A 22,273-nucleotide genomic window follows, 5' to 3' on the forward strand; every position below is an offset into this window, starting at 1 on the left:
TCAACTTAATGTTGGTGAGAATGATCATGACCAGATTCCATCTCTGTTGAAGGGGATGTATCAACATGTTCATGATCATGATGCCCGCCATGAGGCCATAACAATAGCAACAAAGCCATCACGATGATCAATAACCCCGCCAGTTTTCGAAACAGTTGATTACGCGCTAATGAAGCCAACATACCAGCAAACATTCCCGCCCCCATTACAGCAGGTAAAGTACCTAAGCCAAATGCCAGCATGACTGAAGCAGCATATAAAGGATCTCCCGTCGTTGCTGCTACAGCAAGACCAGCATAAACCAGACCACACGGTAACCAGCCCCAAACGGCGCCTAATAGAAAAGCTTGTTTTAGCGTACGTACCGGTAACAGTTTTTGCCCAATCGGTTGTAGTTTTCGCCAGATTGGCGCGCCAATTTTTTCTGCATGGGCGAATTTTGGAAACCAACCGGCCAGATACAAGCCCATACCGATCATCACTAAAACCGAAAGATAACGTAATACCGACAGTCCATTGATTTGAGCTAATGGAGAAGCAAGAAAACCCACAATACTGCCAGCAATAGCGTAGCTAAGGATGCGACCGACGTTGTAGTTGAAGACAAATGGAAACATTTTACGAGGCTGTTGACGGATTTCGACTGGCAAGGTCAACGTCAAAGCGCCAATCACCGAGCCACACATGGCAATGCAATGGGCCGAACTGAACAAACCCAGCAAAAAAGCTGTGACCAACGATGTCGTGAGTGCATCCATTTATTTAACCTGAATTTCAACTAGTCGACAGATTATCACTTTAACCCTTTATTTTTTGTGTGATTTGCCCTAGTGGCACCGCAAAAAACACATTTTTCATTTATTAGCATTTACTAAACTAGTATTGTGAGTTTGATGAAGTTGACCGGATAACGTTGTAATCAAAACCGAGGACCATCTGAAAGTGGAACGTCCTAAATTGATGAAAGCAGCAGTTTACACGTGAATGCTCATATAAAGCACGGTTTAGCTAGTGATGAGCATGAAGTAAGTAACGGTTAATTTCTCAGAATTCTGACAATTAATATTTGCAGGAGTATGTATGAAAAACAATCTGAGAAGAACGTTCAGTTTAGTGTTATTGGCAAATTTACTCGCTTTTAGCCCATTAAGTTTTGCCGAGGATAAACTTTACACGGTAACTGATGGAAACGTGTTGGACGAAGAAACCTATAAAGGTTTTATTATCCATCGAAATCAGTGCGCACGCTGTCATGCTCCTTCGGACAAGGCATGATTGGGCCAAACTTGGCCGACAGTATGAATAATCTGACTAGAGAAGAATTTGACGATATTGTCACCAACGGAAGAATGGCCATGCCACCATGGAAAGCCAGCGCTGAAGTTATGGCAGGATTAGATAATCTTTATGCCTACTTTAAAGCCAGAGCAGATGGTGCGATTGGCGAGGTAAGACCTAAAAAAGCGCAGTAAAAAAACATGCAGGATCTGAGTGCTACTCAGATCCTGCATGTTTTATTTTAAGTGAAATATGGCCTGATGACGTTTGCCATCATCAGTGACAAAATGAAAAATCAGTGTGTTAGCTGAGTGCAGTTGTTGCAAATTGATCGTTTCAGCCTCCAACACAAAATCAACCGTTTCAGCACGCCGATCTACGGTGATAGCACTAAACACATCACGTTGCCGTGCCTGCTGAAATCCTTTTGGTAATGGCTGAGTTTCAGCTTTGGCGAATACCTCATCAACGGAACTGGAATAATCATAAAACACCGTTTGTGCGGCTTTGGCTGGTGAGCCACAACTCAAATTGCCATGCTCCAATGAAATTGGTGTTTGATCATCTAGTTGCAGCAGAATCAGTTCATTATGGGCAAAGCTGGCAGTGTATTTATCACTGATAAACAGTGTTGCCCAATGTTTGCCATCTTTCGTCTGGCTGATGATGAAGCGTTCGCCCGTTTCACTTTGATATAGCTTGTCTTCCGCCCATATCGGCTGCGTTACCGTTAAAGCTGAAACAACAACAGATATGCTTCGCCACATAAATTATCCTCGCCAATTACAGCATTGACTGTTGCTGAGCAGCGAAATTCCGTTTTAGAGGATTTTGATCTTGCAAAGGCGGCTTTGAAAGACCAACAGCAGCTAGTCGCGGATCTTCAAACGAATATCAATCTCTTTCAATTCCTGGCGCTCCTGAATCAGATCGGCTTCCGTTAATGGATGCTCTTCCAGCCAGCCGGTTGGCAGTGTCAATATCAATGAATTGCGATGCATGCTGAGGCCAACATGGGTGTCGGTCTTTTCACTGCGGCCGCGATTAAATACAAGAGATAAGCGTAATAAGATGGTCAGACGGGTGGTGGATTGCTGCATATCATCAGACAACTGTTTGATATGTTTTCGAGGGAAACTGCGACGCTGCCCTCTGACCATAGCCGCCAGTGCTTGTTGTTCTTCACGTGAAAAACCCGGTAAATCCGAGTGTGCAACTAAGTAAGCAGAATGCTTGTGATATTGGTAATGCGAAATGGCCAATCCGACTTCATGTAATTTGGCCGCCCATTGCAGGCGATGTAGATGCTCTTCTCCACTGATTTCCCATTCGGTGGCAACCTGTTGATATAACTCCGTTGCCATTTTGCTAACCCGATCAGCGTGAGCTTCATCGACGTGATAACGACGGGCTAATGAATTGACCGTGCGGTCCCGTTCATCATCATGCTGAATACGGCCTTGTAAGTCGTAAAGCAAACCCTCACGAAGTGCTCCATCTGACACAATCATCCGATCAATTTTTAATCGGTCGAATGATGCTTTTAAGACAGCAACCCCACCAGCCAATACATTGGCTCGTTCTGGACTTAAACCCTCCAATTGAAATTGATCGTGATGACCAGCCTCAATCATATGAGCAATAATTTTATCCAGAGCTTCGGTGGTGATTACCCCATTTTCGCTCCAACTCTGCGCTGTTGCTATACTGGCTACTGTACGAATTGTGCCGGAAGCGCCAACAGCCTCAACCCAACCAAGATTTTGATAGGGTCGTTGAATAGAACGCAGCTTGATTGCCGCAGTTAATAAGGCTGCCTGCATACGCAATTGACTAACAGTACCATCGGTAAAGAATCGTTGAGTGAAACTAACACAGCCCATTTCCAGGCTTTCCCGGCGCATGCCTTCCAGCCCTTCACCAATAATAAATTCCGTGCTGCCACCACCAATATCCATCACCAGTCGGCGGCTATTATCAAAGGCTAATGAGCGCGAAACGCCCATATAGATTAGCCGTGCCTCTTCTTCGCCAGTGACTATTTCGATGGGATGGCCTAACGCCTGTCGGGCTTTACGCAGAAATTCACGACTATTTTCAGCAACGCGTAATGTATTGGTACCAACTATCCTGACTTTTCCGGCAGGCAAATGTCGAATGCGCTCGCCGAAGCGTTCCAGACAGGCGATAGCGCGAGTCTGAGCCTCTTCGGACAACATATTGTGTTTATCCAGTCCGGCTCTTAGCTGCACCATTTCACGCAGTCGATCCATTACCTGGAAGTGCCCGTCACGCAATCGGGCAATGATCATATGAAAGCTGTTTGAACCGAGGTCTACAGCGGCGAGGACATCAAAATCTTCTGGTGTTTCCATAAACTCAGCTTAAATGGACGTGATGGCATTTTGCCTGACTAAGACCGTGGATGCTACGAAGTTTGATAATTCGATGTAAAAAAAAGCCCGCATCCATGATGAATACGGGCCGAGTCACGCGAGAGAAATTTATTCGTTACCTTTAACCACTTTTTCCATTTTTTCAGCGGATAAATGTCTGACGTCCTTACCTTCAACCAGGTAAATGATATGTTGAGAAATATTGCGTGAATGATCGCCGATACGTTCCAATGAGCGGGCTGACCACATCATGTCAATCGCACGACTGATAGTCCGTGGATCTTCCATCATGTAGGTCATCAGTTGACGCATGATACCTTCATATTCCTCATCGACCTGACGATCTTCATGCGCTACCTGTAAGGCCGCATCAACATCAAAACGAGCGAAGGCATCCAGCGTGTTATGCAACATGCCTGACACATGTTGACCCAGTGCATGCAGCTCACGGTAATTCTTTTTCGGTCGATCTTTTTCGGCAAGGTTTAATGCCATTCTGCCAATGCGTACCGCTTCATCACCGATACGTTCCAGATCGGTAATGGTTTTCAGAATACCGGTCACCAGTCTTAAATCACTGGCTGTGGGCTGGCGCAGCGCGATGATTTGAATACAGTCTTCATCAATGCTGATATCCATTTTATTAACGTCTTCATCGTCGGTAATAACCTGGCGAGCCAGTTCTGCATCACCAGTGACCAGCGCTTCCATTGCATTGGAGACTTGTTGTTCTACCAAGCCACCCATGGCAAGTACACGGCTGCGGATATCTTGAAGTTCTTTTTCGAACTGTTGCGAAATATGTTGCGATTTATTTGTAGCCATTAAGGATCTCCTGAACCTGCAGCCTAGCCGTAACGGCCGGTAATATAATCTTCAGTTTGTTTAACTGTTGGATTGGTAAACAACTGGTCGGTGGCACCAAATTCGATCATCTCGCCCATATACATAAAGGCGGTGTAATCAGAAACGCGCGCCGCTTGTTGCATGTTATGAGTAACGATAACGATGGTGTATTGATCTTTCAGCTCGTTAATCAGCTCTTCGATTTTCAAAGTTGAAATCGGATCCAGAGCTGAAGCCGGTTCATCCAATAAAATCACTTCCGGCTCAATCGCAATCGCTCTGGCAATAACCAGACGTTGTTGCTGACCGCCCGACATGCCCATCGCTGATTCATTCAAACGATCTTTGACTTCATCCCACAACGCTGCACCTTTTAGTGATTTCTCAACCACTTTATCCAGCGTCTGCCGATCATTAATGCCTTGCAAACGCAGACCGTAAGCAACGTTTTCATAAATGGTTTTCGGGAACGGATTTGGCTTCTGGAACACCATACCGACCTGACGGCGCAATTCAGCGACGTTGATTTTCGGATCGTTTATTTCAAAACCATCCATCAGCATTTCACCGGTGATGGTGACGTTATCCACCAGATCATTCATTCGGTTGAAACAACGTAACAAAGTTGATTTACCACAACCGGAAGGTCCGATAAATGCGGTCACCTTTTTTTCCGGAATGGTCAGGGTGATATTTTTCAACGCCTGATCTTTTCCGTAATAAAGATTTAAATCGTTTACCTGGATCTTTGGTGTTTCATTTGCCATCAGCAGTGCTTCTCTTTCTTCACCGCCGCGTGATTGGTTTAATGAAACGCGAATCGGGGTGGCGTTAGTTGCTTGTGAATTCATAGTCATATACTCGTTTAATTACAGGATGCATTGAGCATTAATCGGACGCACTGCGATAACGTTCGCGTAAGCGGTTACGGATACTGATAGCGGTTAAATTCAGTACCACAATCAAAATCACCAGTATCAATGCTGTGGCATAAACCAATGGACGTGCTGCTTCTACGTTAGGACTTTGGAAACCAACATCGTATATATGGAAGCCCAAGTGCATAATTTTGCGTTCTAAATGGATGAACGGGAAAGTGGCATCGACCGGCAATGTCGGAGCCAGTTTCACTACACCCACCAGCATCAGTGGTGCAACCTCACCAGCGGCTCGGGCAATCGCCAGAATCAAACCGGTCATCATTGCCGGTGTAGCTAATGGCACAATAACTTTCCAAAGCGTTTCGGCTTTGGTTGCACCCAGCGCCAAACTACCCTGACGAATGGTTGATGGAATCCGTGCCAGACCTTCTTCGGTCGACACGATAACAATCGGCAGTGTTAATAATGCCAGCGTTAATGAAGCCCAGAATAAACCCGGCGTACCAAACGTCGGTGTGGGCAGCGCCGCCTCATAGAACAGCCTGTCCAGATTGCCGCCTAAAAAGTAAACGAAGAAACCCAAACCAAATACACCATAAACAATGGATGGCACCCCGGCGAGGTTATAAACCGAAATCCGGATAATACGAGTCATCAAACCTTGTTTGGCATATTCACGCAGATAAATGGCCGCCAAGATACCGAACGGTGTCACCATAATTGACATGACAAAAACCATGGTCACCGTGCCGAAGATAGCCGGAAAAATACCGCCTTCGGTGTTGGCCTCACGTGGTTGCTCTGATAAGAATTCCCAAAGACGTTCAACATACTGGCCCATTTTGGTTGGCACAGACATGGTGTTTGGTGCGGTTACCCGAACAATATCCGCCAGCGAAATGGCAACTTCCTTGTTGTCACTCATGCGCATTTGCAAAGTGTCACGCTTGGTACTTTGATAAAGCACATCCAGGTCTTTACGTAATACCTGATAGTCGATTTCTAACTGAGCACGCGCTTCGGCAACACGGGCTTCTTCTGCTGCCCGCACATCGGCCGGAGGATCACGCAAATCCAAACGACGTAGATCCAGTCGCAGCTCATTTAATCTAGTACTGATTCGGCCGATTTCGCCTTTTTCAATTCTCTGAATATCGCGATGCAATTTCAGACTGCGATCTACTGATTCTTGAATCATTGGCCAGAAATTAGCATCTGCTGCTGTGGCAATGACCTCGCCTTCCCGTTGCAATGCTAAAGGATAGCCGTAAAAGTTACCCCACTCGCGACGCTCAACCACATACGCCGTATCCGGGTAACGGAAATCTTCCATGCCCAGTTCAAGGTACCAGACGAAGTCACGGCCAGTCTGGTCACGGTTACCTTGTTTAATCAGATAACGCGTCACCAGCTCGATATCATCCGGCACATAATTGCCGGCGTCTCTGGCAACTGCTGAAGGAATCGTTTGTGAACGGACAACTTCACCCAATACCACTGTTTGTTTACCGGTATGGTCGTTAATTTCAATTTCAGCGACATCAGCAGGCCAGAAATGTCCAAAGCCACGTACCGCAATCAGACCTATCAAGCCGACCACCATAATCATACAGATGGCCACTGCACCGCCATTCAGCCAAATCCACGGCGCACCACTTTTAAACCATGTTTTCATTTTTGATCCTTAAATGCCAATTACAGGTTGCTGTAGCGGGCACGCAGCCGCTGACGAATAATTTCGGCGAAGGTGTTGACGATAAATGTCAGAGCCAACAACACAAGAGCCGCTAAGAACAGGATTCGGAAATGTGACGAACCGACTGCCGTTTCAGGTAATTCAACCGCGATATTGGCTGACAAGGTACGCATACCTTCAAAGATATTGAAGTTCACCACCGGACTGTTACCAGTTGCCATCAATACAATCATGGTTTCACCAACAGCACGACCAAAGCCCATCATAATGGCCGAGAAAATCCCCGGACTTGCGGTTGGCAACACCACACCGACAACGGTTTGCCAGCGGGTTGCACCCAATGCCAAAGAGCCTTGAGTGAGATGTTTTGGCACGGTAAATACCGCATCTTCGGCAATAGAGAAGATAGTCGGGATAACCGCAAAACCCATCGCAATACCAACAATCATCGCATTACGTTGATCATAGGTAATACCGACATCGGTAAACCACTGACGCATACTGCCGTTAAAGAACCAGATTTCGATATAGGGACTGGCGGTAATACAGATATAGCCAAACAATAATATGACTGGTACCAATAACGCGGCTTCCCAACCATCAGGCACCGCATGGCGAATACCAGCTGGCAACTTCGTCCAGATAAAGGCAAACAGCAACATCATCACTGGCATTAATATGACAAAACTGAATATCGCCGGCAGATGGTCCTCGGCAAATGGGGCCAGCCATAAACCTGCAAGAAAACCGAGGATAACGGTTGGTAACGCTTCCATAATCTCAATGCTAGGTTTGACTACACCACGAATTTTCGGTGACATGAAATAAGCCGTGTAAATGGCACCAGCAATCGCCAGCGGCATCGCAAACAGCATGGCGTAAAGCGCTGCTTTTAGCGTTCCAATCGATAACGGTACCAAGCTGAATTTAGATTCAAATTCATCAGAGGCAGAAGATGACTGCCAAATGTATTCTGGATCAGCGCGGCCTTCATACCAGACCTTATTCCACATCGCCGAGAATGACAGTTGAGGATGTTGATTCCATAAACCAGCGACTTGAACCTGTTGTTGGTCATCCAATAACAATAACCGTCCATTTACTTGTGAGATAGCAGCGCTGACCAAAGGGTTTTCTGTTTCTTGCTCCAGGTACAGAGTACGAGCTGACGTACCGTAGTGAATACCCAGATAACCACCGGCATCCACTGCCAGGAAACCTTTACGGGTATATTCCGGAGCCAATGCGGTAATCGCATTTTTATGCGATTTGAATTCACGGATTTTGGTTAAGTCGTAGTTATTGTTTTCATCACGTACTAAAAACCACTGGCTTAACTCACCACGCTCATTACCGGCAATAAGCGAAACACTACCCACCAGAAAATCAATTGCGGTAATTGGACTGCCTTCACCAGCATTTACCGTGGCGACAAGACGGGAGTTTTTAAAATCATTGATACTGTAATAATGAATAAAACCTTCGCTATCCGTAATGAATAAGCTACGTAAGGCTTTATCAAGCAGCATTTTAACTGGTGAGGCAGGCACATCACTCAGTTCAATCGTGTTGTTTTCAACGGTGACTTCACCAGTCAGTAAGTTGCTCTTACTGCTGATTTGCGTCAGCAACAGACGTTTGTCAGCAGTTAATGCCGCGATCATTGAACCACCCGAACCACGGGTAACGGTTTCAATCGCTAATAATTCTAGCGGTTGACCTTGCTCATCAATGGTAATCGCAGCTTCACCAAATGGATAATCAATAACCGGCGTAATTAAACGTTGATCATTTGGAAAGGAAGTTTGGAACGAATGTTTAGTGATGTGCACCTGACCATTACTTAAACCACGAGCAGTAACTCCACCGATATATTCGGAATGAGCAAAGCTGGTGATAGATGCATCATCAGGTAGTGACAGTTCGACTTGTTCACGGATCTCGCCATCATCTGCTTCGAAGAAGGTGATAACACCATCATCGGTGTATTGGATACCCAGCTCTTCGTAGCGTTCTAAAATCAAATGTTGGGTTTGTGCACTGGTCACAGGCAGGCTGTAACTGCTTTGCGGTGTAACTGAAGCGCCCTTGAGGATAGGCATTACTTCATAAAATAAGTAGACAAAAATCATCGCCAGAGCGAATACCACACCATAACCGGCATAGGTAATACCCCAACGGGATAGTTTGTCTTTAAAGTCGCGTTTCTTACGCATTTTTTCTCGTGCTTCTACTGAAGGCAGTAGAGATTTGCCGCGAGAATTAACATCCGCTGAGAGTGTTGTTTCATTCATGGTTGCTGTTGCCTGTTAGCCGCTGGACGGTTTGAGCTGCAATGATAAATTCAAACTGTGACAGAAATATGACAAGACTTAAAAGCCTTATAATTATTGGCTTTAAGTTGAATTTCGCCCAAAAAAAAGAGAGGCCGAAGCCTCTCTTTCAGGTCAAGCATTAAAGTTTATTCAATGCCTAAATCTTTACGTACTTTTGATGCAATTGATTCTGGTAATGGTACGAAGCCATCACGGAATACAACATCCTGACCTGGTTTAGAGTAGAGCATTTTCACGAATTCACGTGTTTGTGGATCTAACTCTTGGTTAGGGTGTTTGTTGATGTAAACGTACAAGTAACGTGCAAGCGGGTATGTACCAGCAGCTGCATTTTCAGCAGTTGCTTCTGCATATTCAGCACCAGCTTCTGCAGCTAATGGCACTACACGAACGCCTGAAGTACGGTAACCGATACCAGAGTAGCCGATACCGTTAATTGATTCTGTTACACCTTGAACAACTGAAGAAGAACCTGGTTGCTCGTTGATGCTTGATTTAAAGTCACCGCCACACAAGGCGCTGTCTTTAAAGAAACCATATGTGCCTGAAACAGCGTTACGGCTGTACAGAGCAAAATCACGATTTTCCCAAGCACCACTCAAACCAACCTCACCCCAACGAGTGATATCAGCATCGTTACCACAACGACGAGTTGCAGAGAAGATAGCGTCAACTTGTTGCAGGGTTAAACCTTCAATCGGATTGTCTTTATTTACGTATACGGCAACCATGTCAACTGCAACTGGTAATTCAGTTGGTGCATAGCCAAATTTTTTCTCAAATTCCTGAATTTCAGATTGACGCATACCACGGCTCATTGGGGCCAAAGTAGCTGTACCTTCTGTCAAAGCTGGTGGCGCAGTTGAAGAACCGGCACCTTGAATCTGAATGTTTACATTTGGGTAGAATTTGTTGAATTCTTCAGCCCACAATGTCATCAGGTTGTTCAATGTATCAGAACCGATACTGGTCAAGTTGCCAGATACACCTGATACAGATTTGTATTCAGGAAGATTTGGATCAACGTCAGCCAGTGTTACGGATGAGAACGCCATCGTTACAGCGGCGCCCAGAACGGCGAGTTTAGTTTTGAACATGAGTGTTCAGCTCCATTGGTTGAAAGAAATAAAGCAACTACAAGCTGCTTACCGGGCTTAGTATCGGGCCGGACTGTGACAAGAGTATGAAGTTAATATGACAATTCAATGACAGCCACAGCGATATCTGGAACTTAGATATCGCTGGGTTCAACCAATTTGTTTCCGGAAAACACAGGTAAAGCGAGAGCCTTGGCCAATCTGACTATCAATAGTCAGCGCGGCATTGTGGCGTTGCAAAACATGTTTAACGATGGCAAGCCCGAGACCTGTTCCGCCGGCCTCACGTGAACGCCCCGAATCAACACGATAAAACCGTTCGGTCAGTCTTTCCAAATGGCGGGCTTCAATTCCATCACCGTGATCAATCACGCTGATGGAAGGCACGTTTTGCTCAACCTGCCAGATAACCTCTATCTCACAGGCTTCCGGCGTATATTTCACTGCATTAAACACCAGATTGGAGATGGCACTGCGCAGCTCATCCACATCGGCCAGCAACCATTTATCGCTAAGGATCTGCAGGGTTATTTGATGCGAATTAAAATGTTCGAGACGTTTGGCATCTTCAACAATTGCCGCCAGCAATCGTGGAATATCGGTAGGTCTATGTAATAAAGGTTTATCGCCAGTTTCAAGTTGAGACAAAGCCAACAGGTCTTTAATCATTAAATGCATGCGCTGGCTTTGCTGCTGCATCACCGGTAAGGCATGGCGCCACAAATCTGGGTCACTCTCAGTAGTTAAGGTTTCCAGATAACCACGTAACACGGTTAATGGCGTACGTAATTCATGTGACACATTGGCCACAAAATCACGCCGCATACGTTGCAATTTTTGAGTTTGAGTAATGTCTCGGGCAATCAGCAAACGATCCTTGCTGGCATAACGCACCACTTTAAATTCGAGTTGAATGCGATCATCCATTGGGGATGTTGAAATAACTACCGCTGGAGCATCAGCGTCCATTTCCAAAAGACTTTGAAATGTCGGATCACGCACCAGATTGTTGACTCGTACACCATTATCACGCGGCCAGCTGATACCCAGTAATTCAGTAGCTGAGGTATTCGCCCAACTGACCTGGCCAAACTCTCCCATTACCACAACTGCATCTGGTAACGCAGCGGTTGCCGACTGGAATCGTTTTAGATACCCGGTGAGTTTTTTCTTACGACTGCTGTTTTGCGCCCGCATCTGCTCAATCTGACGACATACATCGTCAATAACACCTTCAGCTTCCGGGGAGCGATTTTTTTTCGGTTTATCTAACCAGCTTTTTAATTGAAACCACTTTCCTTGCAGCCAGAAAATATAAATAAGTGAGGCGATAAACAGAAACGTCATCATGTGCCCGAATACAAGCCCGACAAACCCTGCCAGACTCAGTACTGTGAGCAAACGCCAATAATCCCATTGCATTATTGTGCTCCGTTATTCAGCAGAAAAACGGTAACCCACACCACGAACGGTTTGCACCAGGTTGTCGTGATTACTTGGCTCAAGTGCTTTACGTAAACGACGAATATGCACATCCACTGTGCGCTCCTCTATATATACGGTGTCGCCCCAGACAAAATCCAACAATTGCGAACGGTTATAAGCCCGCTCAGGATTTTTCATAAAGAAATGCAATAGACGGAATTCGGTCGGGCCCAATTCAATTCTTTCGCCATTGACCAATACCCTGTGACTCTTTGTATCCATCACTAATTCACCCATCTGCAATTTCTGGGCATCATCACTATCGATGGGTCGGCAACGACGCAATACCGCTTTTATGCGAGCGATTAACTCTGGGGGAGAAAATGGTTTGTTGATGTAATCATCAGCACCGACACTCAGACCTTTGACCATGTCCTCACTTTCACCTTTAGCGGTGAGCATGATGACTGGAATCGAGGCCAGAAATTCATTGGCGCGCAGTCGTCTTATAAACTCGATGCCATCAATGCCGGGCAACATCCAGTCCAGCAGGATCATGTCGGGTTGCTGATTTTTCAGCCACTCCAAACCGGATTCACCATCCTTGGAAGCTTCACAGGTGAATCCGGCCTGTCGCAGACTGAAATTAATCATGTCACGAATGGCGGCGTCATCTTCCACTAACAAAACCGATATGCTCATATACGGGGGTTCCCTGATCTATTTTTGCGTAGCGTAAAGCTTAACGGGCAAATATGACAATTTGATAACAGCGCTGAAACCTTTATCAGAGCTGGGCTTGTCGCGGTAACATTTTTGAAATAATGCTGGCGGCGAAAATCATCAATGCTGAAATAACCAAACACGCTGCCAAGCCAGCTACCTGATAAACCCAGCCGGATAACAAGGTTCCAAATAGTCTGCCAGCCGCATTTGCCATGTAATAAAAACCAACATCCAATGACACGCCTGCTGCATCAGCATACGACACTATTAAATAAGAGTGGATAGCTGAGTTAATCGCAAAGACAGCGCCATAAACCAGTAAACCGACGGTTAATGCTGGTAATACTGCCCATTGAAAATACACCGCGCCCGCAATAATTAATGGCAACACTATAAGCGGCAAAGACCATAACCAGACATGGTATCCATCCGGTGCATGCTGTTTGGAAAAGCCAGTGAGTTTAGGCGCCAAGGCCTGCACAATGCCATAAGCAATGACCCATGCCGCCAGCAAAGCCCCAACATAAATCGCTGGCCATTCCAATTGCGCGTGCAAAAACACCGGCAAAGCAACAACAAACCAGATGTCACGAGAACCAAATAGAAAAAACCGTGCCAATGACAAGCGATTTACTGCCGCACTTTTTGACCAGATATCGCTGAATTTGGGTTTGATTTTGGCTTTGCCTAAATCGCGCTGCAACATCACGATGCTGAAGATCAACACGACCAATAACACCGCAGCCATAACCAAAATGGCACCGCGAAAGCCTATCCAAGAAAGTAAAGCGGCACCGACAAAAAAACCTACCCCTTTAAGGGCATTTTTGGAGCCGGTGAGAATGGATATCCATTTAAATAATGTAGATTGAGCGTCATCTGCAACCAGCATTTTGATGCTGGATTTAGCGCTCATTTTATTGAGATCTTTGGCAATACCAGAAAGCGCCTGCGCCACCATTACATAAGCTACAGTTAACCATTGGGGATCGACCAACAACATCGCTAAGGCAATGACCTGCAATAACAGGCCTAGATGCATCGTGACGTTAAGGCCTAATCTGGCGGCCAGCCAACCGCCAACCAGGTTTGTCACGATGCCAAAAAACTCATAGAGGACAAACAACATCGCCACTTCAAGCGGGCTATACCCCAATTGGTGGAAGAACAACACCACCAACATGCGTAACGCACCATCTGAGACGGTAAACGCCCAATAGCTGAAGGTCACCACCAGATATTGCTGAATCGCAACGGGTAACGCTTTAAGTCTGTTCAGCATTTGCAAAATCATCCTGACTAATTAGCAATTTATAATATGTCAGTTTGATGAATTTTTGATTACAGCATGATGCCTTTAATCATAAAGAAGATGCAGGCTGACAGCGTGGCGGCAGCTGGTACAGTGACAATCCAGGCAGTCACAATCTTTTTCACCATATCGCGTTTTACAAACAGGTTTTTCTTTTCTTTTTTGAGGATTTTTTTGGCTTTTTTCAGCTCAGCTTCTTCTTCCTCGATCAACCGATATAGTTCAGTAATCCGTTGATATTCATCAACGGATTTTGCTGGTTTTTTTCTCCAGCTTTTTCAGCTCATTACGTAATGCATTAAGCATTTTTTTATCGTCTCTGATTTCGGCTTTTTCGCGATCAATCTGTCTTTCGATTTTATTTGATTCATCCAGCCATTCACGTAAAAAGCCCACACCGAATACACCACCAATCGCAACGTGAGTGGTACTAACAGGCAAACCTAATTGACTAGCAATAATGACTGTTAATGATGCCGCCATTGCTATGGAATAAGCACGCATCTGATCCAGCTCGGTAATTTCACCGCCAACGGTACGAATTAAACGTGGCCCATACAAGCCCAGACCAATTGCAATACCTAAAGCACCAACGGCCATCACCCAGATTGGAATACCGGCTTGAGATGTGATGCCACCGGTCATGATTGCGTCGTTAATCGCTGCCAAAGGCCCGATAGCATTGGCCACATCGTTGGCGCCATGGGCAAAACTTAATAAAGCAGCAGCAAATATCAATGGAATGGTGAACTGGGCGTTTACGCTCTGACGATCATTCTTCATGCCGGGCATGTTATGACTTAAGGACTTCTTCATAATCCAGAACACCAACACAGCCACCATCAGACCGATTAATGCTGCAATAAAAAAACCCGGTTTACTTTGCGCTGCCACGTCAACCAATGGCAGGTTATTCACCGTGTTTACGATGCCGCCCCAAATTTGACTGAGCCCTTTTAACACCAGGTACGTTACAAAAGCCCAGGCCATTACTGAAACATAAATTGGTACCCAACGGTATGAAGCCTGGATTTTGTCATCACGAAAAATAATGGTTTTCTTGATCGCCAATAAAAATAATGCCGCGATAATGCCGCCCATTAACGGTGAAATGATCCAGGAGCTGACAATTGCTCCCATGGTGCCCCAATTAACAATGTTGATTCCGGCGGCGGCCATGCCTGCCCCCATCACCCCACCGACAATTGAATGCGTCGTGGAAACCGGCGCTCCGGCAAAAGTAGCCAAATTCAACCATAAAGCTGCAGCCAATAATGCGGCCATCATGGCCCAGATAAAGCTATCGGTATCGTCACCGAATTGCTTGATATCGATGATGCCACCTTTGATGGTAGAAACCACCTCGCCGCCAGCAATAAAGGCACCGGCGGCTTCGAAAATCATCGCAATCATGATGGCGCCGCCCATGGTCAACGCCTTGGAACCTACTGCTGGTCCAACATTGTTGGCAACGTCATTAGCACCGATATTCATTGCCATATAACCACCAAACACGGCGGCAATAGCTAAAAAGAGATTATTGGGAACGCCGCCGGAGGTGGCGAAACTGTATGCCAGGATGGCTGCGAGGAAAAATAAGGCGAAACCTATTCGTGCTATTTCAGCATGGCTTTTTTTGTAGGCCTGCTTTTCAAGTTTATGAATGGTTTTGATTTCCACAAGACACCTGTGCTTTGCCAAAAAAGAGGCTAATTATTACAGTTTAAAGACAACATGACACCCTGTTACATATCCCCGTGTAACAATCGGCTGTTAGAATGGTCTGTAACTGCAACGAATCTGTGGCGATCATTACATGAAACAATTTTTAATCCTGCTTATGCTTCTCAGCAGTTTTTCAGCACAAGCGCGGCCCAGCCTGTTGGAGAAATTTGGCTTTAATAGCGCTGATATGCCTCCTGAAGTCGATGAAGCCTTTGCTTTTGATGCGGTATTGACCACTCCAGAAACAATTCTTGCCGGTTGGCGAATCATGGAGGGCAATTATCTTTATCAGGACAAAATCCGCTTTGAAATAACCGATAACGATGCGGTGCAGATTGGCGAATTTACCTTGCCAGCCGGTGAGACAAAAAATGATGCCTATTTTGGCTTATCGGAAGTTTATACCAGCGATATTCAGCTAAATCTGCCTTTAATTCGCAGTCAGACTGACGCAACCTCGGTGACGTTAACGGCTCACTATCAAGGTTGTTCTGAAACCTTTGGCATTTGTTACCCGCCCACTCGTAAGACCATTAATCTGAGTCTGCCAGCGGTGACTGATTCAACAAGTCCAGCGGCAGCGGCTGTCGAACCTGCCCCTGTTATCCCGGTCATGAACTCGAATGTTGTTAGTCAACAGGATGAGATTTCCCAACGTTTACAAAACGATAATCTGTTACAGATTCTGTTTGGGTTTCTTGGTTTAGGCTTACTGCTCGCTTTTACCCCTTGTGTGTTTCCAATGATTCCGATTTTGTCTGGAATTATTGTTGGCCAAGGTGAAAACATCACCACACGTCGGGCATTTGTGCTGTCTCTTATTTATGTACTCGCCATGTCAGTGACCTACACCACTGCTGGTGTGTTAACCGGACTACTCGGCGGTAATCTGCAAGCCATGTTGCAAAATCCCTGGGTGATATCCAGTTTTGTTGGCATATTGCTGCTGCTTTCTTTATCAATGTTTGGCTTTTTTGAATTGCAGTTACCGCATGGCTTGCAACAACGTCTGCACCAACTCAGTCATCGTCAACAAGGCGGTACTTTAATTGGGGTCGCGTTGATGGGCTTGTTATCCGGATTAATCGTCGGGCCTTGTCTGGCACCGCCATTGGCCGGAGCATTATTATTTATCAGCCAGCATGCCGATCCTGTCTTAGGTGGTGCGGCCTTATTTGCGATGAGTATCGGCATGGGCATACCGTTACTGATCATTGGTACTTCGGCCGGCACCTTATTACCCAAAGCCGGACGCTGGATGGAAAATATAAAGGCATTCTTTGGGGTAATGCTTATTGCACTTGCCATCTGGATGCTAGATCGCATTCTGCCCGGCTGGACCATTCTTTTTATGAGCGGCGCATTGTTGATTATCAGCGCGGTTTATCTGGGAGCTCTTAATAATTTGCCGATCGAAGCCACCGGCTGGCAAAAATTATGGAAAGGCCTGGGTTTACTATCACTTATCAGTGGTGCACTAATGCTGATCGGTAGCGCCAGTGGCGGCAATTCTATTTTGCAACCACTACATAAATTGAGTATTGGTAACGCCAACTCAACAACTACACCACAATTACAATTTGCCTATGTCAATTCAATCGAAGAGCTCGAATCGGCATTAAGAGTCAGCAATCAACCGGTGATGCTGGATTTTTACGCCGACTGGTGTACCGATTGTAAGGCAATGGAACAAACTACTTTTCGTGATCCCCAAGTGGTCAGTACTTTGCAGAACTTTACTCTGCTGAAAGTCGACCTCACTGACAATACTGCTGCGCACCAGGCATTATTAAAAGCACTTCGGGTATTTGGTCCACCCAGCATGTTGTTTTATGACAAAAATGCCGAAGAATCAGCTTCCCATCGTTTGGTCGGTCATGTCTCTGCCGCCCAGTTGAACACTCATCTGGCGGATTTTCTGGCTCAACAATCAAAATAGCGAGAATAACTGTATTTCGGCGAAATTAGCGACAAAAAGCCGGATTTTTAGTTAAAAAGCTGGACAATAAAGCGCCCGCTGGTGCAAAATCCCGGCTTATATTTCCAGTGTTGGTATGTGGTTGTTATGGCGAAATTTCTAGTATTGCATGGCCCAAATCTGAATTTGTTGGGTCAGCGCGAGCCTGAAATTTATGGAGCCACCACCCTCAGTGATATCAACAACCGCCTACAACAGCTGGCACAAGCTGATGGTCATCAACTCGATTCTTTGCAAAGCAATGCCGAACATGAACTGATCGCCGCCATTCAGTCAGCCCGTCAGCAATATGATTTTATTTTAATTAACCCTGCAGCCTTTACCCATACCAGTGTGGCAATTCGTGATGCCTTGGCTGCGGTAGCTATACCCTTTATCGAAATACATTTGTCCAATGTGCATCGTCGTGAGGCGTTTCGTCAGCAATCCTATTTTTCGGATTTAGCTGTCGGCGTGATTTGCGGTCTTGGTGCGCAGGGCTATGAACTGGCATTACAAGCTGCCATTACACACACCAACCATCAAGGCTAAATCATGGATATTCGTAAAATAAAAAAATTGATTGATTTGATTCAGGAATCGGATGTTGCAGAGATCGAAATTTCTGAAGGTGAAGAATCTGTTCGTATCAGCCGCGCCAGCACTGCATATCCACAACAACAATATTTTGCTGCTCCGCAACAACCCGCTCAAGCTGCACCAAGTGTGCCGTCATTTGCCAGTGAAGCCGCTACCGCTGCCGCAACAGCCGCTGCAACTAAATCCTCTAATGAAGCCAATGCTGTTCGCTCACCAATGGTCGGCACTTTTTATCGTTCGCCATCACCGGAAGCAGCTTCGTTTGTGGAAATCGGTCAACAAGTTTCAGCCGGTGATGTCATTTGCATTATCGAAGCGATGAAAATGTTCAATCAAATTGAAGCGGATCGTAGCGGTACCGTCAAAGCTATTCTGGTCGAAGATGGTCACCCGGTTGAATATGACGAACCGTTGATCGTTATCGAATAATACTGCTGACAGCTTCGGCTGTTTTAGCAAGCTAAACACTGCGGATAAAACATCATGATTGATAAAATTGTCATCGCTAATCGTGGCGAGATCGCTTTGCGTATTCTCAGAGCCTGCTGGGAATTAGGGATTAAAACTGTTGCCGTCCACTCTGATGTGGATCGGGATTTGAAACATGTACTATTGGCTGATGAGAGTGTCTGTATCGGGCCCGCGCCATCCGGCCTAAGCTATTTGAATGTACCGGCTTTGATCAGCGCAGCTGAAATCACCGATGCCACAGCAATCCATCCTGGATACGGTTTTCTGTCAGAAAACGCTGATTTTGCTGAACGTGTCGAAGAAAGTGGCTTTATTTTTATCGGTCCTCGCCCAGAAACCATTCGTATTATGGGTGACAAAGTTGAAGCGATAAAAGCCATGAAAGCGGCCGGCGTACCTTGTGTACCGGGTTCTGATGGCCCGCTTGGCAACCATGATGAAACTAATCTGCGTCTGGCACGCGAAATAGGTTATCCGATCATTATCAAAGCCGCTGGCGGTGGTGGCGGTCGTGGTATGCGTGAAGTACACAGTGAAGCGCATTTGCTGAATGCCATTGCGTTGACCAAAAGCGAAGCTAAATCAGCGTTCAGCAATGATATGGTTTACATGGAGAAATTCCTGGAAAACCCACGTCATATTGAGTTTCAGGTATTAGCCGATGAACATGGCAATGCCGTGCATTTGGGCGAGCGTGATTGCTCAATGCAGCGCCGTCATCAGAAAGTTGTTGAAGAAGCTCCCGCGCCGGGCATTACCAAAGAAATGCGCGATCGTATGGGTAAAGTCTGTGCCGATGCCTGTGTGCGTATCGGTTACCGTGGTGCCGGTACCTTTGAGTTCCTTTATCAAGACGGTGAGTTCTATTTCATTGAGATGAACACTCGTATTCAGGTTGAACATCCTGTTACCGAACGCGTTACCGGTGTGGATTTGGTTGTTGAGCAGATCCGTATAGCATCAGGTTTACCGCTGTCGATTAAACAAGAAGATGTGGTGATGCGCGGCCATGCGATTGAATGTCGTATTAACGCTGAAGACCCACGTACCTTTATGCCGAGTCCGGGTTTAGTGACTCATTACCATGCCCCTGGCGGCGCAGGTATACGTATGGATTCACATCTGTACAGCGGCTATCGTGTACCACCTAACTATGATTCATTGATTGGTAAATTGATTGCTTATGGTAATACCCGTGAATCAGCGATCGCCCGTATGCGTACGGCGTTGAAAGAAATTGGCATTGAAGGCATCAAAACTAACGTTGAATTACAACGTGACATTATGGATGACACGCATTTTCAAACCGGTGGCACCAACATCCACTACCTTGAAAAGAAACTCGGACTTTAAGTCCGTCTGTTATGGCCTGGATCCAACTTATTTTCACCAGCTCGCCGCAGCAGGCAGAAGCATTATCTGATGCACTGTCTGAATGCGGTGCGGCAGCTGTCACTTTCCAGGACAACGCCGATCAGCCGATTTACGAACCAGCTATAGGTGAAACACCTCTATGGTCTGCAACCTCGGTAATTGCATTATTTGATGCCGAAACTGATACGGATATGCTGCTGACCAAACTGAAATCCCAGCTAACTGATTTACCAGACTGCCGGATTGAAGCGGTTGAAGATAAAGACTGGGAACGCGAGTGGATGGATAACTTCAAACCCATCTGTTTCGGTGAAAAATTATGGATTGTGCCCAGCTGGCATCAACCGCCTCAACCAGAAGCCATTAATATTCTATTAGATCCCGGCTTGGCTTTTGGCACTGGCACGCATCCGACCACAGCCTTATGTTTGCAATGGTTAGATCAAGCTGATTTAACCGGTAAAACCGTGATTGATTATGGTTGTGGCAGTGGCATTCTGGCGATAGCGGCGGCGCTGCTCGGTGCAAATAAAATTATCGGGGTCGATACAGACCCGCAGGCATTGGAAGCGACACAGGCCAATGCACAGCGTAATGGCGTCATTATCGAAACTTATCTGCCACAACACTGCCCGACCATTGAATGTGATTTATTGCTGGCGAATATTCTGGCTGGTCCGCTGATGGAATTAATGCCACGGTTTATCGAATTAACCCGCCCTAAAACTCAACTGGTGTTATCAGGGTTGTTGGATGTACAAGCTGAAACTTTACGTCAGCATTACCAAACAAACTTTGATATGGATCCCCCTGTTGTGCTGGAAGAGTGGGCACGCCTGACTGGTATTCGTCATGGCTGATAAAACACTTTCTATCGGTCCGTACACCTTACCCAATAATCTGTTTCTGGCTCCCATGGCAGGTGTGACTGATCGTCCATTTCGCCAACTTTGCCGAAAACTTGGTGCCGGTATGGCGGTATCAGAAATGATCACTGCCAATAAAGCGTTATGGGCCAGTAAAAAATCATTGTTACGTGCCAATCATGAAGGTGAGCCAGAACCACGTAGTGTGCAGATTGCCGGTGCTGACCCACAAATGATGGCTGAAGCCGCGCGGCATAATGTGGCGGAAGGCGCACACATTATTGATATCAATATGGGATGCCCAGCGAAAAAAGTCTGCAATGTGATGGCCGGATCGGCTTTGTTACAACATGAAAAATTGGTCGGCGATATCCTTGAAGCTGTGGTCAATGCGGTTGACGTGCCGGTGACGTTAAAAATACGTACCGGCTGGGATCGTGATAACCGTAATGGTGTGCGTATTGCCCGAATTGCTGAAGATGCCGGTATTCAAGCCTTGGCCGTACATGGCCGCACTCGCGCCGATGCATATAAAGGTGATGCCGAATACGACACCATTGCGGAAATTAAATCGCGCATCGCCATTCCAGTCATTGCCAATGGCGATATCGAAAATCCGCATAAAGCGCTACTGGTATTACAGAAAACCGGCGCAGACGGTTTGATGATAGGTCGTGCCGCGCAAGGCAACCCGTGGATATTTCAGCAAATACTGCATTTCTTACAAACTGGTGACAATTTACCTGAACCACCTGTAACAGAAGTGCAACAGATCTTGATTAGTCACCTACACACGCTGTACGATTTCTACGGTGAATATTCCGGTGTGCGCATGGCACGCAAACATATTGCCTGGTACAGCAAAGGCTTGCGCAATGGTAACGCCTTTCGCCAACAAATGAATACACTGGAAAAAGCTGAACAACAGCTGGCTTTTACAGATGCATTTTTTGCGCAACTCGCTGACAAGGATTCATTGGCCGCATGAATAACGCGCTGAACAACGACTTAGCTGATTGTATTGATTTAGGTGTTACCGCCGAGCAGCAACACGCGCCCTTAAATCAATGTGTCACCAACGCGCTGAAAACCTATTTTGAGCAACTTGACGGCCACTCCCCCGCTAATCTTTATGAAATGTTGATGACAGAGGTTGAAGTACCTTTGTTACAAGCCGCATTGGCACACACCCACGGAAATCAAAGTCGCGCTGCCGAAATTCTGGGCATTAACCGCGGCACCCTGCGAAAAAAACTCAAGCAATACGGCTTGTAATCAAGCCTGAAT

General features: G+C 46.1%; 20 protein-coding genes and 1 pseudogene. 9 read left to right on the forward strand and 12 right to left on the reverse strand.

What is annotated here, in order from left to right:
- Positions 1–5: 5 nt before the first annotated feature.
- The gene (locus A9E74_RS00610) at positions 6–758 is read right to left on the reverse strand and encodes a sulfite exporter TauE/SafE family protein (protein ID WP_069294737.1); all 753 of its coding nucleotides are present in this window, start codon (positions 756–758) and stop codon (positions 6–8) included.
- Positions 759–1,080: 322 nt separating this feature from the next.
- On the opposite strand from A9E74_RS00610, the gene A9E74_RS14590 reads away from it, so the two are divergent.
- Together A9E74_RS14590 and A9E74_RS14595 are read left to right on the forward strand one after the other, a co-directional pair.
- Complete coding sequence (locus A9E74_RS14590) at positions 1,081–1,275, forward strand: hypothetical protein (RefSeq protein WP_245651985.1); 195 nt, start codon at positions 1,081–1,083, stop codon at positions 1,273–1,275.
- Positions 1,272–1,472, forward strand: coding sequence for a c-type cytochrome (locus A9E74_RS14595; protein ID WP_245651986.1), 201 nt, complete (start codon positions 1,272–1,274; stop codon positions 1,470–1,472). The genes A9E74_RS14590 and A9E74_RS14595 overlap by 4 nt, the downstream gene beginning before the upstream one ends.
- 42 nt (positions 1,473–1,514) lie before the next feature.
- Here A9E74_RS14595 and A9E74_RS00620 read toward each other — a convergent pair whose 3' ends face one another.
- From A9E74_RS00620 to A9E74_RS00670, 11 genes and pseudogenes are all read right to left on the reverse strand, one after another.
- Complete coding sequence (locus A9E74_RS00620) at positions 1,515–2,045, reverse strand: hypothetical protein (RefSeq protein ID WP_069294738.1); 531 nt, start codon at positions 2,043–2,045, stop codon at positions 1,515–1,517.
- Between the two features lie 102 nt (positions 2,046–2,147).
- Positions 2,148–3,653 (reverse strand): exopolyphosphatase, encoded by a 1,506-nt coding sequence (gene ppx / locus A9E74_RS00625; protein WP_069294739.1) that lies wholly within the window; start codon positions 3,651–3,653, stop codon positions 2,148–2,150.
- 129 nt (positions 3,654–3,782) lie between these two features.
- The gene (gene phoU / locus A9E74_RS00630) at positions 3,783–4,499 is read right to left on the reverse strand and encodes a phosphate signaling complex protein PhoU (protein WP_069294740.1); all 717 of its coding nucleotides are present in this window, start codon (positions 4,497–4,499) and stop codon (positions 3,783–3,785) included.
- A 23-nt stretch (positions 4,500–4,522) separates the two neighbouring features.
- Entirely contained in the window at positions 4,523–5,287 is a 765-nt protein-coding gene (pstB, locus tag A9E74_RS00635; RefSeq protein WP_245651999.1) for a phosphate ABC transporter ATP-binding protein PstB, read from the reverse strand.
- 121 nt (positions 5,288–5,408) lie between these two features.
- Positions 5,409–7,076, reverse strand: a complete 1,668-nt coding sequence (pstA, locus tag A9E74_RS00640; RefSeq protein ID WP_069294741.1) for a phosphate ABC transporter permease PstA — start codon at positions 7,074–7,076, stop codon at positions 5,409–5,411.
- 20 nt (positions 7,077–7,096) lie between these two features.
- Entirely contained in the window at positions 7,097–9,391 is a 2,295-nt protein-coding gene (locus tag A9E74_RS00645) for an ABC transporter permease subunit (RefSeq protein WP_069294742.1), read from the reverse strand.
- 167 nt (positions 9,392–9,558) lie between these two features.
- On the reverse strand, positions 9,559–10,530 hold the full coding sequence (locus A9E74_RS00650) for a PstS family phosphate ABC transporter substrate-binding protein (protein WP_069294743.1): 972 nt from the start codon (positions 10,528–10,530) through the stop codon (positions 9,559–9,561).
- A gap of 150 nt (positions 10,531–10,680) precedes the next feature.
- Positions 10,681–11,952: a phosphate regulon sensor histidine kinase PhoR gene (gene phoR, locus A9E74_RS00655; protein WP_069294744.1), complete on the reverse strand. Its 1,272-nt coding sequence runs from the start codon at positions 11,950–11,952 to the stop codon at positions 10,681–10,683.
- Positions 11,953–11,964: 12 nt separating this feature from the next.
- On the reverse strand, positions 11,965–12,657 hold the full coding sequence (phoB, locus tag A9E74_RS00660) for a phosphate regulon transcriptional regulator PhoB (RefSeq protein WP_069294745.1): 693 nt from the start codon (positions 12,655–12,657) through the stop codon (positions 11,965–11,967).
- 85 nt (positions 12,658–12,742) lie between these two features.
- A complete protein-coding gene (gene arsJ / locus A9E74_RS00665) occupies positions 12,743–13,963 on the reverse strand; it encodes an organoarsenical effux MFS transporter ArsJ (RefSeq protein WP_069294746.1) in 1,221 nt (406 codons plus the stop codon).
- A 59-nt stretch (positions 13,964–14,022) separates the two neighbouring features.
- Positions 14,023–15,673 (reverse strand): annotated as a pseudogene (locus A9E74_RS00670) (inorganic phosphate transporter).
- 136 nt (positions 15,674–15,809) lie between these two features.
- On the opposite strand from A9E74_RS00670, the gene dsbD reads away from it, so the two are divergent.
- From dsbD to fis, 7 genes are all read left to right on the forward strand, one after another.
- On the forward strand, positions 15,810–17,657 hold the full coding sequence (gene dsbD, locus A9E74_RS00675) for a protein-disulfide reductase DsbD (RefSeq protein WP_069294747.1): 1,848 nt from the start codon (positions 15,810–15,812) through the stop codon (positions 17,655–17,657).
- A gap of 126 nt (positions 17,658–17,783) precedes the next feature.
- Positions 17,784–18,227, forward strand: a complete 444-nt coding sequence (gene aroQ / locus A9E74_RS00680) for a type II 3-dehydroquinate dehydratase (protein WP_069294748.1) — start codon at positions 17,784–17,786, stop codon at positions 18,225–18,227.
- Between the two features lie 3 nt (positions 18,228–18,230).
- Positions 18,231–18,704, forward strand: coding sequence for an acetyl-CoA carboxylase biotin carboxyl carrier protein (accB, locus tag A9E74_RS00685; RefSeq protein ID WP_069294749.1), 474 nt, complete (start codon positions 18,231–18,233; stop codon positions 18,702–18,704).
- A gap of 54 nt (positions 18,705–18,758) precedes the next feature.
- A complete protein-coding gene (gene accC, locus A9E74_RS00690) occupies positions 18,759–20,099 on the forward strand; it encodes an acetyl-CoA carboxylase biotin carboxylase subunit (RefSeq protein WP_069294750.1) in 1,341 nt (446 codons plus the stop codon).
- An 11-nt stretch (positions 20,100–20,110) separates the two neighbouring features.
- Entirely contained in the window at positions 20,111–20,980 is an 870-nt protein-coding gene (gene prmA / locus A9E74_RS00695) for a 50S ribosomal protein L11 methyltransferase (protein ID WP_069294751.1), read from the forward strand.
- The gene (gene dusB, locus A9E74_RS00700) at positions 20,973–21,974 is read left to right on the forward strand and encodes a tRNA dihydrouridine synthase DusB (protein ID WP_069294752.1); all 1,002 of its coding nucleotides are present in this window, start codon (positions 20,973–20,975) and stop codon (positions 21,972–21,974) included. Before prmA ends, dusB begins: the two co-directional genes overlap by 8 nt.
- The gene (fis, locus tag A9E74_RS00705) at positions 21,971–22,261 is read left to right on the forward strand and encodes a DNA-binding transcriptional regulator Fis (RefSeq protein ID WP_069294753.1); all 291 of its coding nucleotides are present in this window, start codon (positions 21,971–21,973) and stop codon (positions 22,259–22,261) included. Before dusB ends, fis begins: the two co-directional genes overlap by 4 nt.
- Positions 22,262–22,273 lie beyond the last annotated feature (12 nt).

It is taken from the genome of Methylophaga muralis (assembly GCF_001720165.1).
Classification (GTDB): Bacteria; Pseudomonadota; Gammaproteobacteria; order Nitrosococcales; family Methylophagaceae; genus Methylophaga; species Methylophaga muralis.

Coding starts and splice junctions, on each gene's coding strand:
- A9E74_RS00645 (WP_069294742.1), bottom strand. CDS start 9,391: ATGAATGAAACAACACTCTCAGCGGATGTTAATTCTCGCGGCAAATCT.
- accC (WP_069294750.1), top strand. CDS start 18,759: ATGATTGATAAAATTGTCATCGCTAATCGTGGCGAGATCGCTTTGCGT.
- pstB (WP_245651999.1), bottom strand. CDS start 5,287: ATGGCAAATGAAACACCAAAGATCCAGGTAAACGATTTAAATCTTTAT.
- phoB (WP_069294745.1), bottom strand. CDS start 12,657: ATGAGCATATCGGTTTTGTTAGTGGAAGATGACGCCGCCATTCGTGAC.
- A9E74_RS14595 (WP_245651986.1), top strand. CDS start 1,272: ATGATTGGGCCAAACTTGGCCGACAGTATGAATAATCTGACTAGAGAA.
- prmA (WP_069294751.1), top strand. CDS start 20,111: ATGGCCTGGATCCAACTTATTTTCACCAGCTCGCCGCAGCAGGCAGAA.
- A9E74_RS00650 (WP_069294743.1), bottom strand. CDS start 10,530: ATGTTCAAAACTAAACTCGCCGTTCTGGGCGCCGCTGTAACGATGGCG.
- A9E74_RS00620 (WP_069294738.1), bottom strand. CDS start 2,045: ATGTGGCGAAGCATATCTGTTGTTGTTTCAGCTTTAACGGTAACGCAG.
- aroQ (WP_069294748.1), top strand. CDS start 17,784: ATGGCGAAATTTCTAGTATTGCATGGCCCAAATCTGAATTTGTTGGGT.
- phoU (WP_069294740.1), bottom strand. CDS start 4,499: ATGGCTACAAATAAATCGCAACATATTTCGCAACAGTTCGAAAAAGAA.
- dusB (WP_069294752.1), top strand. CDS start 20,973: ATGGCTGATAAAACACTTTCTATCGGTCCGTACACCTTACCCAATAAT.
- arsJ (WP_069294746.1), bottom strand. CDS start 13,963: ATGCTGAACAGACTTAAAGCGTTACCCGTTGCGATTCAGCAATATCTG.
- dsbD (WP_069294747.1), top strand. CDS start 15,810: ATGAAACAATTTTTAATCCTGCTTATGCTTCTCAGCAGTTTTTCAGCA.
- fis (WP_069294753.1), top strand. CDS start 21,971: ATGAATAACGCGCTGAACAACGACTTAGCTGATTGTATTGATTTAGGT.
- accB (WP_069294749.1), top strand. CDS start 18,231: ATGGATATTCGTAAAATAAAAAAATTGATTGATTTGATTCAGGAATCG.
- ppx (WP_069294739.1), bottom strand. CDS start 3,653: ATGGAAACACCAGAAGATTTTGATGTCCTCGCCGCTGTAGACCTCGGT.
- phoR (WP_069294744.1), bottom strand. CDS start 11,952: ATGCAATGGGATTATTGGCGTTTGCTCACAGTACTGAGTCTGGCAGGG.
- A9E74_RS00610 (WP_069294737.1), bottom strand. CDS start 758: ATGGATGCACTCACGACATCGTTGGTCACAGCTTTTTTGCTGGGTTTG.
- pstA (WP_069294741.1), bottom strand. CDS start 7,076: ATGAAAACATGGTTTAAAAGTGGTGCGCCGTGGATTTGGCTGAATGGC.
- A9E74_RS14590 (WP_245651985.1), top strand. CDS start 1,081: ATGAAAAACAATCTGAGAAGAACGTTCAGTTTAGTGTTATTGGCAAAT.